This is a genomic window from Candidatus Hydrogenedentota bacterium, assembly GCA_019637335.1.
GTDB lineage: Bacteria > Hydrogenedentota > Hydrogenedentia > Hydrogenedentales > JAEUWI01 > JAEUWI01.
Genome location: JAHBVV010000008.1, coordinates 169,985 through 184,377, shown reverse-complemented (window position 1 = coordinate 184,377; position 14,393 = coordinate 169,985). Strand labels below are relative to the sequence as shown.

11 protein-coding genes are annotated in these 14,393 nt (G+C 63.1%); 5 read left to right on the top strand and 6 right to left on the bottom strand.

Features of this window, described 5'->3' with window-relative positions:
- Positions 1 to 65 precede the first annotated feature (65 nt).
- From fusA to rpsL, 3 genes are all read right to left on the bottom strand, one after another.
- Positions 66 to 2,159, bottom strand: a complete 2,094-nt coding sequence (fusA, locus tag KF886_11510; protein ID MBX3177982.1) for an elongation factor G — start codon at positions 2,157 to 2,159, stop codon at positions 66 to 68.
- 201 nt (positions 2,160 to 2,360) lie between these two features.
- On the bottom strand, positions 2,361 to 2,834 hold the full coding sequence (gene rpsG, locus KF886_11505; protein MBX3177981.1) for a 30S ribosomal protein S7: 474 nt from the start codon (positions 2,832 to 2,834) through the stop codon (positions 2,361 to 2,363).
- A gap of 52 nt (positions 2,835 to 2,886) precedes the next feature.
- The gene (gene rpsL / locus KF886_11500; GenBank protein ID MBX3177980.1) at positions 2,887 to 3,309 is read right to left on the bottom strand and encodes a 30S ribosomal protein S12; all 423 of its coding nucleotides are present in this window, start codon (positions 3,307 to 3,309) and stop codon (positions 2,887 to 2,889) included.
- Between the two features lie 298 nt (positions 3,310 to 3,607).
- Here rpsL and KF886_11495 point away from each other — a divergent pair, with 298 nt between their 5' ends.
- Positions 3,608 to 4,843 (top strand): exo-alpha-sialidase, encoded by a 1,236-nt coding sequence (locus KF886_11495; GenBank protein MBX3177979.1) that lies wholly within the window; start codon positions 3,608 to 3,610, stop codon positions 4,841 to 4,843.
- 44 nt (positions 4,844 to 4,887) lie between these two features.
- On the opposite strand, the gene KF886_11490 is transcribed toward KF886_11495, so the two are convergent.
- Positions 4,888 to 6,816, bottom strand: a complete 1,929-nt coding sequence (locus tag KF886_11490) for a carboxypeptidase regulatory-like domain-containing protein (GenBank protein ID MBX3177978.1) — start codon at positions 6,814 to 6,816, stop codon at positions 4,888 to 4,890.
- A gap of 343 nt (positions 6,817 to 7,159) precedes the next feature.
- Between KF886_11490 and KF886_11485 the strand changes: the two genes are divergently transcribed.
- The 3 genes from KF886_11485 (at position 7,160) to KF886_11475 (ending at position 8,177) form a co-directional block, all read left to right on the top strand.
- A complete protein-coding gene (locus KF886_11485; protein MBX3177977.1) occupies positions 7,160 to 7,375 on the top strand; it encodes a hypothetical protein in 216 nt (71 codons plus the stop codon).
- 101 nt (positions 7,376 to 7,476) lie between these two features.
- Positions 7,477 to 7,821 (top strand): type II toxin-antitoxin system RelE/ParE family toxin, encoded by a 345-nt coding sequence (locus KF886_11480; GenBank protein ID MBX3177976.1) that lies wholly within the window; start codon positions 7,477 to 7,479, stop codon positions 7,819 to 7,821.
- A gap of 20 nt (positions 7,822 to 7,841) precedes the next feature.
- Entirely contained in the window at positions 7,842 to 8,177 is a 336-nt protein-coding gene (locus tag KF886_11475; GenBank protein MBX3177975.1) for an XRE family transcriptional regulator, read from the top strand.
- Between the two features lie 674 nt (positions 8,178 to 8,851).
- On the opposite strand, the gene KF886_11470 is transcribed toward KF886_11475, so the two are convergent.
- A complete protein-coding gene (locus KF886_11470; GenBank protein MBX3177974.1) occupies positions 8,852 to 9,379 on the bottom strand; it encodes a GNAT family N-acetyltransferase in 528 nt (175 codons plus the stop codon).
- Positions 9,380 to 9,763: 384 nt separating this feature from the next.
- Here KF886_11470 and KF886_11465 point away from each other — a divergent pair, with 384 nt between their 5' ends.
- The gene (locus KF886_11465; protein MBX3177973.1) at positions 9,764 to 12,892 is read left to right on the top strand and encodes an alpha-mannosidase; all 3,129 of its coding nucleotides are present in this window, start codon (positions 9,764 to 9,766) and stop codon (positions 12,890 to 12,892) included.
- A gap of 442 nt (positions 12,893 to 13,334) precedes the next feature.
- Here the strand turns inward: KF886_11465 and KF886_11460 are convergent, their stop codons facing one another.
- Positions 13,335 to 14,345 carry a nucleoside hydrolase gene (locus KF886_11460; protein MBX3177972.1) on the bottom strand — a complete coding sequence of 337 codons (1,011 nt, stop codon included), beginning with the start codon at positions 14,343 to 14,345 and terminating at the stop codon, positions 13,335 to 13,337.
- Positions 14,346 to 14,393: the final 48 nt, after the last annotated feature.

Below are 14,393 nucleotides of genomic sequence, written 5' to 3'. Positions count from 1 at the left end.
CTTTCGGGCTGCTAACGCGGCCGGTCAGCCATTCTGGATCGATACGGTTCGGAACAAGGGTGCGGCTAGAAGCGGAAGCTGCTGCCGGCCTTTTCCATAATCTCGTTGGCCACGCCGGTCGGCGCGGGCTCGTAATTCGCAAATTCCATGCTGTAGGACGCGCGGCCCTGGGTGCGGGAGCGCAGCGAGTTCGCATAGCCGAACATCTCCGCGAGCGGCACGAACGCCTTGATCGTCTGCGTGCTGCCTTCGCTCTCCATGCCCTCCAGGCGGCCGCGGCGGCTGTTGAAGTCGCCAATCACTTCGCCGGTGTACTCGTCCGGCGTTATCACCTCCACCTTCATCACCGGCTCCAGCAGCACCGGCGACGCCTTCGGCGCGGCGGCCTTCAGGGCCATCGACCCGGCAATCTGGAACGCCATTTCCGAAGAGTCCACCTCGTGGTACGAGCCGAAGGTCAGAACCACCTTCACGTCCACCATCGGGTAGCCCGTAATCACGCCGGACTCGACCGCTTCCTTGCAGCCTTTTTCCACGGCGGGAATGTATTCCTTGGGGATCACGCCGCCCACAATCTTGCTTTCGAACGTGAAGCCCGAACCCGGGTCGCCCGGCTCCAGCGTCAGCACCACGTGGCCGTACTGGCCCCGGCCGCCGGACTGGCGGACAAACTTCATCTCGCCCTGGGCCGGCTTCCGGATGGATTCGCGGTACGCCACCATCGGCTTGCCGATGTTGGCTTCGACCTTGAACTCGCGCTTCATGCGGTCCACGATGATGTCGAGGTGAAGCTCGCCCATCCCCGCGATAATCGTCTGGCCGGTTTCTTCGTCGCTCCGCACGCGGAACGTCGGGTCCTCGTCGGAAAGCTTGACCAGCGCTTCGGACATCTTGTCCTGGTCGGCCTTGGTCTTCGGCTCGATGGCGATGTGAACCACCGGCTCGGGGAAGTCCACCGCCATAAGCGCGATGGTCTTGTCGGCGTCGCAAAGCGTGTCGCCGGTCGTCGTGTTCTTACAGCCGATTACCGCGCCGATATCGCCGGCCCGCAGCTCCTGAAGGTCGGAGCGCTCGTTGGCGTGCATTTCGAGCAGGCGGCCCAGGCGCTCTTTCTTGCCCGTGCGCGCATTGAGGACCTGGTCCCCCGCGCTCAGGACGCCGGAGTACACGCGGATGAAGGTAAGACGGCCCACGTGCGGGTCGGTAATGATCTTGAAGGCCAGCGCGGAGAACGGCTCGTTGTCCGCGGGCTTGCGCGAAAGCTTCTTCTCGGGCTCGTGGGGCACCGTGCCGTGAATCTCATCCACATCCACCGGCGAGGGCAGGTAATACGTCACCGCGTCCATCATCAACTGGACGCCCTTGCTCCGGAGCGCCGTGCCGCAAACCACCGGCGTGAAGTTGCCGGCGATTGTGCCCTTGCGGATGCCCGCGCGGATCTCGTCGACCGTCAGCTCCTCCTCCGCGAAATACTTTTCCATGAGCGATTCATCGGCTTCGGCCGCGGCTTCCACGAGGTTGTGACGCCACTCTTCGGCCTGGTCCTTCAGGTCCGCTGGCACATCCATCTCCACCGGCTTCACTTCGATACCCTGGCCTTCCCACGTATAGGCTTTCATGGTGACCAGGTCGATCACCCCGTTGAAGTCGTCCTCGGCGCCGATGGGAAGCTGGATCGGGACCGGATTCGCGCCCAGGCGGTCTTTCATGCTGGCAACCGCCTTCTCGAAGTTCGCGCCGACGCGGTCCATCTTGTTAATAAAGGCCATCCGCGGAACATGATAGCGATCGGCCTGGCGCCACACCGTCTCGGACTGCGGCTGCACGCCCGCCACCGCGCAAAACACCGCCACCGCGCCGTCCAGTACGCGCAGGCTGCGCTCCACCTCGGCGGTGAAGTCCACGTGGCCCGGCGTGTCGATAATGTTGATTTTGTGGTCTTTCCAGGAACACGCCGTCGCCGCCGACGTAATCGTAATGCCGCGCTCGCGCTCCTGCTCCATGTAGTCCATCGTCGCGGCGCCGTCATGCACCTCGCCGACACGGTGAACGCGCCCGGAGAAATACAGAATGCGCTCCGTTACGGTGGTCTTACCCGCGTCGATGTGCGCCATGATACCGATGTTGCGCACTTTGTCCAGGGGGAGTGAACGAGCCACTTTACAATCCTCTTAATCTGCTTGAATACACCTTGCCCGCGCGGCGCGCCGCACGATCGCGGGCCCCGTTGGGGACACGCGAACACACACCAGCCCCTTCACACGGAATGCGCGTGAAAGTGGCCGGCTACTATCTATCTGACGCGCCGGGCGAGTCAGGCGCTCGCCCCGAGGGGCGAGAACCGGGCTGGCGCCACAGTACTAGAACCGGAAATGTGCAAAGGCTTTGTTGGCTTCCGCCATGCGGTGGGTATCGTCCTTCCGCTTGATCGTGGCGCCCTGACGCCCGTAGGCGTCCAGCAGTTCGCCGGCCAGGCGCTCGCGCATGGTCTTCTCCCCGCGCTTGCGGGAAAACTCGATCATCCAGCGGAAGGCGATCGCCGTCCGGGTTGCCGGCGCAATTTCGACCGGCACCTGGTACGTGGCGCCACCCACGCGCCGCGACTTCACGTGAAGCAGGGGCTTCGCGTTGTCCACGGCCGTGTTAAAGACGGACAGAGGGTCCTCGGCCGGCAGCTTGGCCTTCACCAAATCCAGCGCCCCGTAGACGATGGATTCCGCCACGCTCTTCTTGCCATCAACCATTACCGCGTTGATAAACTTCGAGAGCGTAACGCTGCCGTACTTCGGATCAGGCAGGATTTCCCGTTTTTGAATTTCTCTCCGTCGAGCCATCTTATCGTTCCATTAGCCTTTGCTACTCGTAAACAGGGACGAAGCCTATCCTCTAGCGCTTCGGTTTCTTGACACCGTATTTCGAGCGGCTCACCCAGCGGCCCGTATGAATCTCTTTCCCGCCGTCCTGCTTGACAGCCGCCGTACCGCCGCAATCGCCCTGGGAATCCAGGACGCCGCGGATCAGGTGATAGCGAACACCGGGAAGATCCTTCACACGACCGCCGCGGATCATAACCTGCGAGTGCTCCTGCAGGTTATGGCCAATGCCCGGAATATACACAGTCACCTCCATGCCATTTTTCAGGCGCACGCGGGCCACTTTCCGAAGGGCCGAGTTTGGCTTCTTCGGCGTCATGGTATAGACGCGCGTGCAAGTCCCCGAAGCCTGCGGGCAGGCTTTCAGGGCCGGCGACTTTGTCTTCGAAACCTTCGTCTTGCGACAGTTTCGTACCAGCTGATTGATCGTTGGCAAATCGACAACTCCTGTATGGGAAACGGATTGTGCGGACAGCAGAACGCGGTCCAGACAACGGCCCAGAAGCATAGCAAAAAAACACAGGCCATGTCAACGGCAGATCGCTCTCCCGTTTACGTGCCAACATCGCCCGTGAAACACGCTTGGTTCTGGCAAGAGGCGTATTATCGCCTTTGTACGAGCCCCATGTCAAATTATTCTTCCACCCCACCGCCGACGCCCCGAACAGGGCTTGACCCGCCCCCATCGCTCCCGTACGATGGGACCTCAAATCACCCGACCTTGGAGGCCTCCCATGTCCCTCGTTTTGCTTGCCCTGGCGTCCCTGTTGCCCGCCGCCGGTCCCGATCCCGCCCCCGGCCCCCACCCCGTCCAGGGCGTCGATAACCTGGCCTATACCATTGATTTACAGGTGGTTATAGAAGAATTCGACGGGGAATCCTGCTGGTTTCACCCGCGCGCCGGCATCGTGCCGTCCCGGAACGGCGCACCGCCCGCCGTCGTCCTCACCATGCAGAAGTGGTTCGTAAACGTCTCCGACTACTTCTCCGGCCTCAGCTTCATACGGACGAACGACCTGGGCGCAACCTGGAGCCCCGTCGCCACCCCGGAAAGCCTCGCCTGGCGCGAGGAGGACGAAGAAACTACGGTCGGCGTCTGCGACTTCACCCCCGGCTGGCACCCGCAGGCCGGAAAGCTCCTCGGCCTCGGCCACACCGTCCGCTACCGGGACGGCAAGCTCATGCCCGATCCGCGCCCGCGCGAAACCGCCTTCTCGATCTTCGACAGCGATACCAACACCTGGAGCGGCTGGCGCACCGTCGCCATGCCGGACCGCCCCGAGTTCTTCAATTCGGGCAACGGTTGCGGCCAGTGGCTGGTGGACGACAACGGCGATCTCCTCGTGCCCATCTACTTCAAGTCCGAGGACGCCAAAACCTACGCGAGCACCGTCATGCGCTGCGGCTTCGACGGGACCACCGTTACGTATAAGGAGCACAGCACACCCGTAACCCACGACACGCCCCGCGGGGTCTACGAGCCCTCGCTCACCCGCTTCCAGGGCCGCTACTACCTCACCCTCCGCAACGACGACCGCGCCTACGTCGCCTCGGCCGGACCCGACCTCAAATTCGGCGAAAAGCAGCCCTGGCTCTTCGACGATGGCGAAGAGATCGGCAGCTACAACACCCAGGCCCACTGGGTCACCCACCACGACGCCCTCTTCCTCGTCTACACCCGCAAAGGCGCGAACAACGACCACGTCATCCGCCACCGCGCCCCCCTCTTCATGAGCCAGGTCGACACCAAAACCATGCGCCTCATCCGCGCCACCGAACAGATCGTCGTCCCCGAACGCGGCGCCATGCTCGGCAACTTCGGCGTCGTCACCGTCAGCCCACACGAAACCTGGATCACCGTCGGCGAAGGCATGCACAAATCCGGCGAACCCGAAAAACACGGCGGCAAAGGCCGCGTGTGGGCGTCGAAAATCAAGTGGACCCGCCCGAGCGAATCGCAGCTGCCGTGATGAATCGCCCTCGTCCGGCAACGCTTCTCCCGCAATGGCAGGCCCTACCGAAGCACGAGCTCGATTTCCTCCCGCTCATTCCCCTCGCCCAACGTCACAACAGCCAGGGCCGCTGGCGCGTCGGCGATAAGCGCGGGCCACGTATCGCGGGGTGCGAAGTGAAAGTCCACCGGTTGCGCCCAGGAGAAAACCGTGTAGGTTCCCGGCTCCAATCCGCCCAATAGCACCGGTTCCCCGTGCTGCGATCTGGCCGAAGCCGCGGCCAGCGCCCGAACCTCGTTCAATCCCGTCTGCGTCATCTCCGGCGGCGGGAGCTCGCCCGCAATCGCCACGGCCCAGATTTCGTCGAATTCACTTCCGGGAACCGAAAAAGCGCACACGATTTCAAAACCCGTGTCGAGATGGATGTCCTGAAGCAGTGTCTCGCCCGCAACGAGTTCAACCGTAATTCGCTTCAGGAGCCCCTGCTCACTAAGCGCCTCCAACGTCGCCGGGCCGGGCGGAACTTCTTCAATAGCGTAGGCGCCCAACGCGCGGGACTTCCGGAAATGTTCTATATGCCCGGCGGAATCGACAATCAGCGTGATGGAAGCTTCGGCAGGCTCCATATTCGCGCCGTAGATATTCCCCTCGATAGACGCGTCGGCCAGGGGGAATTCGATGTCCGCTACGGCGGTTTCTCCCACGCGGACCTGCGATTCCACCGAGCGCGATCGGGTGATCGGGTGCGTTCCTATCGACGCGCGAACACGCGCCACGCCCGGTGTCACGCCCGTGACGTGATAATGGCCTTCCCCGTCCGTTCTGGCGGTAAGTTCGCGTGCGATTGCGTCGGAACTGATGTACATGTGGGCGCCGGGGACGGAAAAGCCGCCCAGCGTTACCCGCCCCTCAATGGCGCCGCCCGCAAGTAGAACAACCGTTACGGGGTCCGCGGTTGGAATGGTGAATGCCGCCTCCCCACTGGCGTAATCCTCGTGACGCCCGTTGACGACATACTCCCCGACCACCAGACCGCCGACGAGAAAACCGCCGCTTTCGTCGCTACGGGAGGTGGGCGATGTGTGGTAGATAACACTACCCGCCTCGTACACCACGACCTCGGCATTGGCCACCGGCGCTCCGGAGCTGTCCACCACAAGCCCCGAAATGGTATATGCCGGTTCCAGGTACACTTCAACTCCCCGTACCGTGTCGCCGGGAGGGACATCGTTCACGATTACAGCGGCGTTGACGAAACCCGAAGCCCGCACGAAGAGGCTCACATCGCCCGCCTCCACGTTCTCCAGGCGAAAGCGCCCCTCCAGATCCCCCTGGCCCCGAAATTGAAATCCACCGGGTGGATTCGGATCTGGAATCCGCCCCCGCAGAAAGCCAATCTGAAAACTCGTCACGGGCTCCCGCGTTCGACTGTCCAGCACCCGCCCCTCGACCGCGCCCCTGAGCCCGAGGACAAAGTCCACGCCCGTGCTGCCCGCAAGCACTTCGTCGTGCGTTTCTGAGCTCTTGGGAATCAGTTCTGCCGTCACCCGATAACGCCCCTCGTCTATGACGCCGACTCGATAAAAGCCCCGGGCATCCGACTCCGCATGGGTGGTTTCAAGTAGCGACCGGCCAAGGGGCATCGCGGAGATGCTGGCGCCCGGCAGCGGAACGCCCTTCTCGTCCAATACCCGGCCCTCGATCGCCCACTCGCTATCGTCCAGCCGGGGAAAGAGCAGGCGGTCCAATCGCTCCTGCTCCGCGGCATCGGCCGCCGCGTCTTGAGCGACGTCGGGCGCCTCGGCGACAACATCCGACGGGACTTCAGGCCGGGGCTCCTCGCGCGAATCGCCCCCTTTCTGGGAGTCCTGCGGCAAACCGCCAATCGCTACTTCCCGAGGGTCATCTGAACCGACGCCGCTTTGCCACCACAGGAAGCCGCCGAGAGCGGCCAGCAATACAAGCACAATAATCCATCGCCGGTTACTCATGGCCCCGAATTGCCTTTCCGATTGTCGAAACAACATGTCGACGCGGGCGCCGGGATGCAACCGGAAAATATCCGCGCCAACTACGATCACCGGCCCCGGACGTCATGAACACAGCCGGCATGATTGCCTGCGACGACACGCCGATATTTCGTTGGGGGAGCGAAAAGGTCGACAACCGTAACGCACGTTGTCTGAAGTCTTCATCGATCATTGAAAACTCCCTCCGTACCAGCCTCCTCCCAACATAAACTGCCGCGCTCCCGCTGTCAAGCACTTCTCACGCCCATTTGGGCCTTACGTATACCGCGCCCCCCTCTTCATGAGTCAGGTCGACACCAAATCCATGCGCATCATCCGCGCCACCGAACAGATCGTCGTCCCCGAACGCGGCGCCATGCTCGGCAACTTCGGCGTCGTCACCGTCAGCCCCCACGAAACCTGGATCACCGTCGGCGAAGGCATGCACCAATCCGGTGAACCCGAAAAACACGGCGGCAAGGGCCGCGTATGGGCGTCGAAAATCAAATGGACCCGCCCGAACGAACTGCGGCTGCCTTAGTGGGGCGCTTATTGACAGAGCATGCCAGATATGGCATCATTCGGGTGGTCGATCTGTATATTCGCGGCATGGCAATCGGGGATACGTGAGGACGCTCGTCCATGGACGACTTGCTGTTTTGCGCGGGTAGCCAAAGGGATTTTCGGAAGTTTCCACTGGAAGTTCAAGAGGTAATGCTTCACGGGCTTTTCCTGGCGTGTAATGGTCGAAAACACCAATTGGCCAAACCACTGAAGGGATTTCCGGGCGCCCGTGAAATGGAGATACCGTACGGCCACGCCGGCGATGCCTATCGCGTGATCTACACGACGCGATTTCCGGGCACAGTCAATGTGCTACATGCGTTCAAGAAGAAATCAAAGCGGGGCATAGCAACCCCCAGGAAAGAAATGGATATAGTTCGAGCCAGGCTCAAAGCACTGAGTAGAGAACACCGGCCCAAATAGCCACATGAGGAATCGAATCCATGCCCGTCGACAGCAGCATAGAAAAGTTCAAATGCTCGAAGAACCCGTATCGCGATTTTGGGTTTCGAAATCCGGAGCGGGCGCTTGTTAAGTCAACGATGGCGATGCACATTCAGGATGCCATGGAAGCGCGCGGTTTGACCCAGCGCCAGGCCGCCGAAATCATGGGCATTGACCAGGCGAAGGTCTCCGCCATAGTAAACGGAAACCTAAAGGGATTCACGCTCGAACGGCTGATGCGCTTTCTCAACGCATTGGATATCGATGTTGAGATAACGCTCAAGCCCAAGCCCAAAGCCCGGGAGCACGGCCGGACACGCGTCATTCCCGCCTGAATGCGCCCGTCGTGCGAAAATTCGTATTCCCGCAGTATTTTGACCGTCTGAGGTATAGCGCCCGTGGATCCGAAATGCCCTCAAACACTGGAAGTATTCGTCATTCCCGCGAAAGGGGCTGTCGGTTTACTTAACTCGCCCTACACTATGGAAGGAATGAAAAGATCCGTCATCCCCGCGAACGCGGAGATCCAGCAACGCGAACGCACAAACCTCCGAGTTCCAATGGATTCCCGCTTTCGCGGGAATGACGCCATAGGGCGTTAGCACAAAATTGTAGGAAATGCGCTCGCCGCACACGTTAATCCGACAGCCCCGAAAGCGGGAATCCAGAGGATTTGTAAGGGTCGCGTTGCTCGTTCGCCGAATTCCCACTTCCGGGGCTGTCGGTTTACTTAACGCACCCTACACTATGGAAGGAATGAAAAGATCCGTCATCCCCGCGAACGCGGGGATCCAGCAACGCGATCGTACAAACCTCCGAATTCCGCTGGATTCCCGCGTTCGCGGGAATGACGCTGTAGGGCGTTAGTACAAAATTGTAGGTTTTGAGGCATCCGCACCAGTTAAACCGACAGCCCCTTCCGTGGGGATGACGGCTGTCGCTTTTCAAGTGGACTCCTGCCACTCCTGGAGTAGAATGAGGCGCGCGGCACGGTAATCATCGAACGCAATTACAGAAACTCACCCCGGAGCAGCCCGTACATGAGGCTGTCGGTATAGACGCCGTTCTTGCAGATGCGTTCGCGGAGGCAGCCTTCCAGGCGGAAGCCGACCTTTTCCAGCACGCGCCCCGAAGCGGGGTTCCAGCCGAAATGATAGGCTTCGAGACGGTGGAGATCGAAAGTGGCGAAGGCGTAGGGCAAGAGAGCCCGCAACGCTTCGGTCATGTAGCCTTGACCCCAATGGACCTCGCCCAGCCAGTACCCAATCTCCGCAGTCTTTGCGTGGACATCCTCACGCCCGTGAATGCCGATCCCGCCGGCGGCCTCGCCGTCGATCACGATAGCGAACAGCCGGCAGGGACCTTCGTCGTTCGCGCGGGCGTCGAGCCAGCGACCGGCGTCGGCCTCGGTGTAGGGCGAGGGGAAGATGTCCGTGAGATTGCGCGCGACGTTGGGGTTGTCCGCGTGGCGCAGGAGAGCACGCTTGTCTTCCGGACGCCAGGGGCGCAGCCGGAGCCGTGGGGTTTCGATTTCCACCGGGGTGATTCCTTGTCGGGTTGGGGTGGCGGTTGATGGAGTATATCAACCCCACCCCGATGCATACCCGAACGAGAGGCTTTCAGGGGCGGCGGCTACCGCGTGGCGGTCCAGACCAAATCCCCCTCGCTGCGGCTGCCGGCGGTCCCGCCATCATCGACCCCGTCGCGGTCCACGCTGTACAACACGAAGCCGTCGCTCGAGCCGGTATTGGAGCGGCCCGCCGCTGAACGGGTCCACGGGCAGGGGACCGGGGTAGGTGGCCGCAATGGCGTCCAGCGATTCCGGTCGGGCCTCTCCTCCCGCCCGACGCGGGGCTGTGGTAGAATCCCCGCCATCAAGGGCGGCTCGGCTCTGCCCGCCCGAACACCGCGAAGGATTCCCATGCTACCCCCGAAGATAATCGAGAAACTCGGCCGCCGCATCGAAAAACTGCGGGCCTGGCGCTACGCCGTGCTCGCGGAGGTCCCGCTGGAAGAGTGGGAGACGGACGAACACCTGCGCACGCCGCCGGAGGGGAGCGGCTGGGCGCCCGCGCCGGTGGGCTCGACCTTCGGGGCCCACTGGAACACAACGTGGTTCCGCGCGCAAATCGAGATTCCCCGAGAGGCGCGCGGGCGGCGCGTGTTCTACCGCCACCGCAGCCACACCGACAAGCTCCTCTGGGTCGACGGCGCGCCCTTTGCCGGCATGAACCACGCCCACGAGGAGGTCTTGCTTCACGCTCCCGCGCGGGGCGGCGAAACGCACCTGCTCCACGTGGAGGCCTACACGGGCCACCCGATTCCCGGCTTCGACGCCTACGCGGAGCCGCGTATGTACACGCACCAGTTCACGGAACGCGATCCGGGCGTGGAGCCGCCGCTCCCGCTCGAATGCAGCGCGCTGGTCTGCGAGCGCGAGGCCGTGGCGGGGCTCTTTTTCGATGCGGACGTCCTCTACCGGACCGCACGCATGCTCGACGAGAACAGCCTGCGCCGCGCGAAGATCCTGTCGGCGCTCAACAACGCGCTGAACCTCGTGCCCATGCAATGGGCGGACGAAGCGGAGCTGGAGGCGGCGGCCGCGGCGGCGCGCAAGGCCCTCGCGCCCGCGCTGGCCCTGAAAAATGGCCCCACCGCCCCGCGCGTCGGCATCGCCGGCCACTGCCATATCGATATCGGCTGGCTCTGGCCCGTCCGCGAATCGATCCGCAAGGCCGCGAAATCCTTCTCGACGGTGCTGAACCTGATGGACCAGTACCCCGGCTTCCGCTTCCAGCAGTCGCAGCCCTGGCTCTACGACGTCATCGAAACGCACTACCCGGCCCTCCTCCCGAAAATCCAGAAGCGGGTCAAGGAAGGCCGCTGGGAGCCCAACGGCGGCATGTGGGTGGAGGCGGACTGCAATGTCCCCTCGGGCGAATCCCTCGTGCGGCAGTTCCTGGAGGGCCGCAAGAAGACGCGCGAGCTCTTCGGCTATACCGGCGACACGCTGTGGCTGCCGGATGTCTTCGGCTACAGCGCCGCCCTGCCCCAGATCCTCCGGAAGAGCGGCATCCAGAACTTCGTCACCAGCAAGATCAACTGGGGCGACACCAACCGCTTCCCCTACGACACCTTCCTGTGGGAGGGCATCGACGGCACGCAAATCTTCACGCACTACATCAACACCATGGGCGAATTCATGGGCTACAACGCGCCGGTGCTGCCGGAGGCCTCCCAACACGTCTGGAATCGCGTACAACATAAGGAAGTCCAGGACGCCACGCTGAGCTCGGTCGGCTGGGGCGACGGCGGCGGCGGACCGACCCGCGAAATGTGCGAGTACGCCGCGCGCATGGCCGATCTCGAGGGCTGCGTCCGAACCGAATGGGTCAACGTGTCGGAATTCCTCCGCGAACTTCGCGAGGCCCCGGCCCGACGCCCGGTGTGGTCCGGCGAGCTGTACCTGGAGTACCACCGGGGAACCTACACGGCGCAGGCGCGCACCAAGCGCTACAACCGGAAGCTGGAATTCCTCCTGCGCGAAGTGGAGCTCTACGCAAGCATGGCCATGCCCTTCGGCGCGCCCTATCCCGCCGCCACGCTGGAATCCTACTGGCGCGTCCTCCTCACCAACCAGTTCCACGACATCATCCCCGGCTCCAGCATCCGGCGCGTCTACGAGGTGGCGGAGGCGGAATACGCGCGGCTGGAAGAGAAGCTCACGGCCCTCAAAAGCGACGCACTGGCCGCCCTGGCCGGCCAGCTCATCCCCGATGCCGAAGGACGCGCCTGGATCGTCGCGAACCCGCTCTCCTGGAACCGCGAAGACCTGGCGCTCATCCCCGATCCGGACGCCACCTCCGCCTGCGACGGCGAGGGGCGCGCGCTCCCCTGCCAGAAAACGCCCAAGGGCCTCGCCGTGCGCGTTCGCGCCGGCAGCCTGAGCGTCGCGCCCATCGCCCTGCGCGACCGGGAGCCCGAAGTAACGTCGCCCTTCCGCTATTCCGGCAAGGGCCTCGAAACGCCGCACTACACCATCGCCTTCGACAAGGCCGGGCGCATCAAGCAACTCGTCGACAAGGAAGCGAACCGCGATATCGTCCAGCCCGGCGCCGCGCTGAACCAGTTCTACACCGCCGAGGACATGCCCCTCTTCTGGGACGCCTGGGACATCGACCGCTACTACCGCGACCACGTCCAGACGGTGGAAAACCTCGAATCCCGCGAGCTGCTGGCCGATGGCCCGCTCTTCCTCGCCATCCGCTCCGCCTGGAAGATCGGGCGTCGCTCCCGACTCGTTCAGGACATGCACGTCTACGCGCACACCCGCCGCATCGATTTCAAAACACGCGTGGACTGGCGGGAAGAGCGTACGCTCCTCAAGGCCGGCTTCCCGCTCGACATCCACGCGCCGCACATCCGCGCCGAGATCCAGTTCGGCCACGTCCTCCGCAACTTGCACGAGAACACCTCCTGGGACCGCGCCCGCTTCGAGGCCTGCGCCCACAAGTGGGTCGACCTCTCCGAGGGCGACTACGGCGTCGCGCTGTTGAACGACTGCAAGTACGGCTACGACACCCTCGACGGCATGCTCTCCCTGACCCTCCTGCGCTCCCCCCGCTGCCCCGACGAGCAGGCGGATATCGGCGCCCACGAATTCACCTACGCGCTCCTCCCCCACCACAGACCCTTCGCGGTCGAGAGCGTCGTGCGCGAAGCCTACGCGCTCAACGCGCCCCTGACCGCCGCGCCCGGCGCGGAAACCGGCGGCGCGGCCCCCGCGATTGCCTTCTGCCAGGTCAGTAACCCGAAGGTCCTCGTCGAAGCCGTGAAAAAAGCCGAAGCCGACAACGCCGTCATCATCCGCCTCTACGAAGCCGGAAACACCCGCGGCCCCGTCGAAATCAGCTTCGGCCGCCCGGTGAAAAAGGCCGTCTCCTGCAACCTCATGGAAGAAGAAGACACCCCCCTCAAAACCCGCGATGACACCGCCGAATTCAACATCGCCCCCTTCGAAATCAAGACGCTGAAAGTCTATTTCCGCTAACCCCACCATCTCCTCCAGCACGCTGGACATCCCGCCGGGCCGGCGCCTCGAAATCCGTAACACCTTAGCCGTTTGAAGTAGCGCCAGCCCATTCTTGTCATGCCGCGATCCTACGACGAGAGCGCGCAAGGCTGGGAGCGCAGGTCGAAGACGCGCCGCAGGAGGGCGTCCCCGCCTGCAATGCACCGGAGGTGCATGGCGTGTTTGCAATATCGGCACACTTGATCGGCGAGACAATCGGACCCGGACTACCGCTGTTTAACAGACTCGCGCCTCCGGCGCGTTGCGGGCGGGCCGCCCGCGCTCCCATTCGTCCCCACTTCCGTTGAGGCGCGGATTGTATCGTCGAGGAATCAAGCCAGCTTCATTCCGCTAAATAGTTACCGAAAATCAAAACCCCCGGACCGGCGGCTGTTCGCGCGGCCCGGGGGCGCGGGGTTGTTCACTTGGCGGGTGGCTGGCTGGCGAGGTTGGCGAGGCCCTCTTTGACGCGCTCGGCCTGGCCGGGGCTCGCAATGAGGTACTGGTGTTTGCCTTCGGGGTGCTCGCGGAAGAACGTGTAGCCTTCGTCGTCGTAGTGGACGTGGCCCTTCACGGAGAGATCGAAGTAGCCGCGGTCGGGTCGGACGGCGTACAGGACGCTGGTGAGGTCCCAGGAGGGCTGGTCGCGGTACTGATCGTGGTAGTGGTGGTATGCGACGTCGAGAATGTGATCTTTGCGGTAGTTGTAGTCGAACTTGAGGCTGTCCTGGTAGAGGGCGGTCTCGATGCCGATCTCGAATCCGCTGTAGATAATCGGCGTGGGCCATTCCTTCGTAAGATGCTGGGCGGCGGGGATGTCTTTGACGACGTTGTATTCGGGGTGGGGCTGGCCGTTGAAGGGTTTGAAGGCGCCGGCCATGACGGAGATGAACCTGACCTTGCGCGCGGCGAGCTCTTTGCCGTCGAGGGGGGAGTAGTCGTCGCCTTCGCTCTGGAGGAGTCGGGAGAGGTTGGTGGAGAAGCCGACCTGGACGATGACGGCGGAGCCGTCGGGCTGGGCGGCGAGGATGCGGCGCAGCAGCATGGTGGCGTCGGGCGCGTCGTCGCCGCTGGCGAGGTCGTGGGGGTATTTGAGGGCGCCGTTTTCCTCATACTTCGCGATGGGCGTAAACTTGCTGGGCTGGCGCGTGGGGCCGTCCTTCACAACACCAATCGGAATATCGGGGCGGCCGTAGAAGGTGTTGACGGCGTCTATGAAGGGTGCGGACATCGGCTCGTCCTTGGTGACTGTAACCGCGAGGAGCTCGCATTCGCCGCGATCCTGCAGGGCGTGGATGACGCCGAGGGCGAGGGCGTCGTCGACATCGTTGCCCATGTCGGTGTCGTAGATGAGCTTGACGGGGGGCTTGGGCTCGGGTTTGTTGTCGATGGCGCCGAGGGCCAGGAGTCCGCAGAGTGCGAAGTGGAGCATGGTACTTCCTCTTGTGGTTGTCGCTTGGACGGAGTTCATGATGGCATA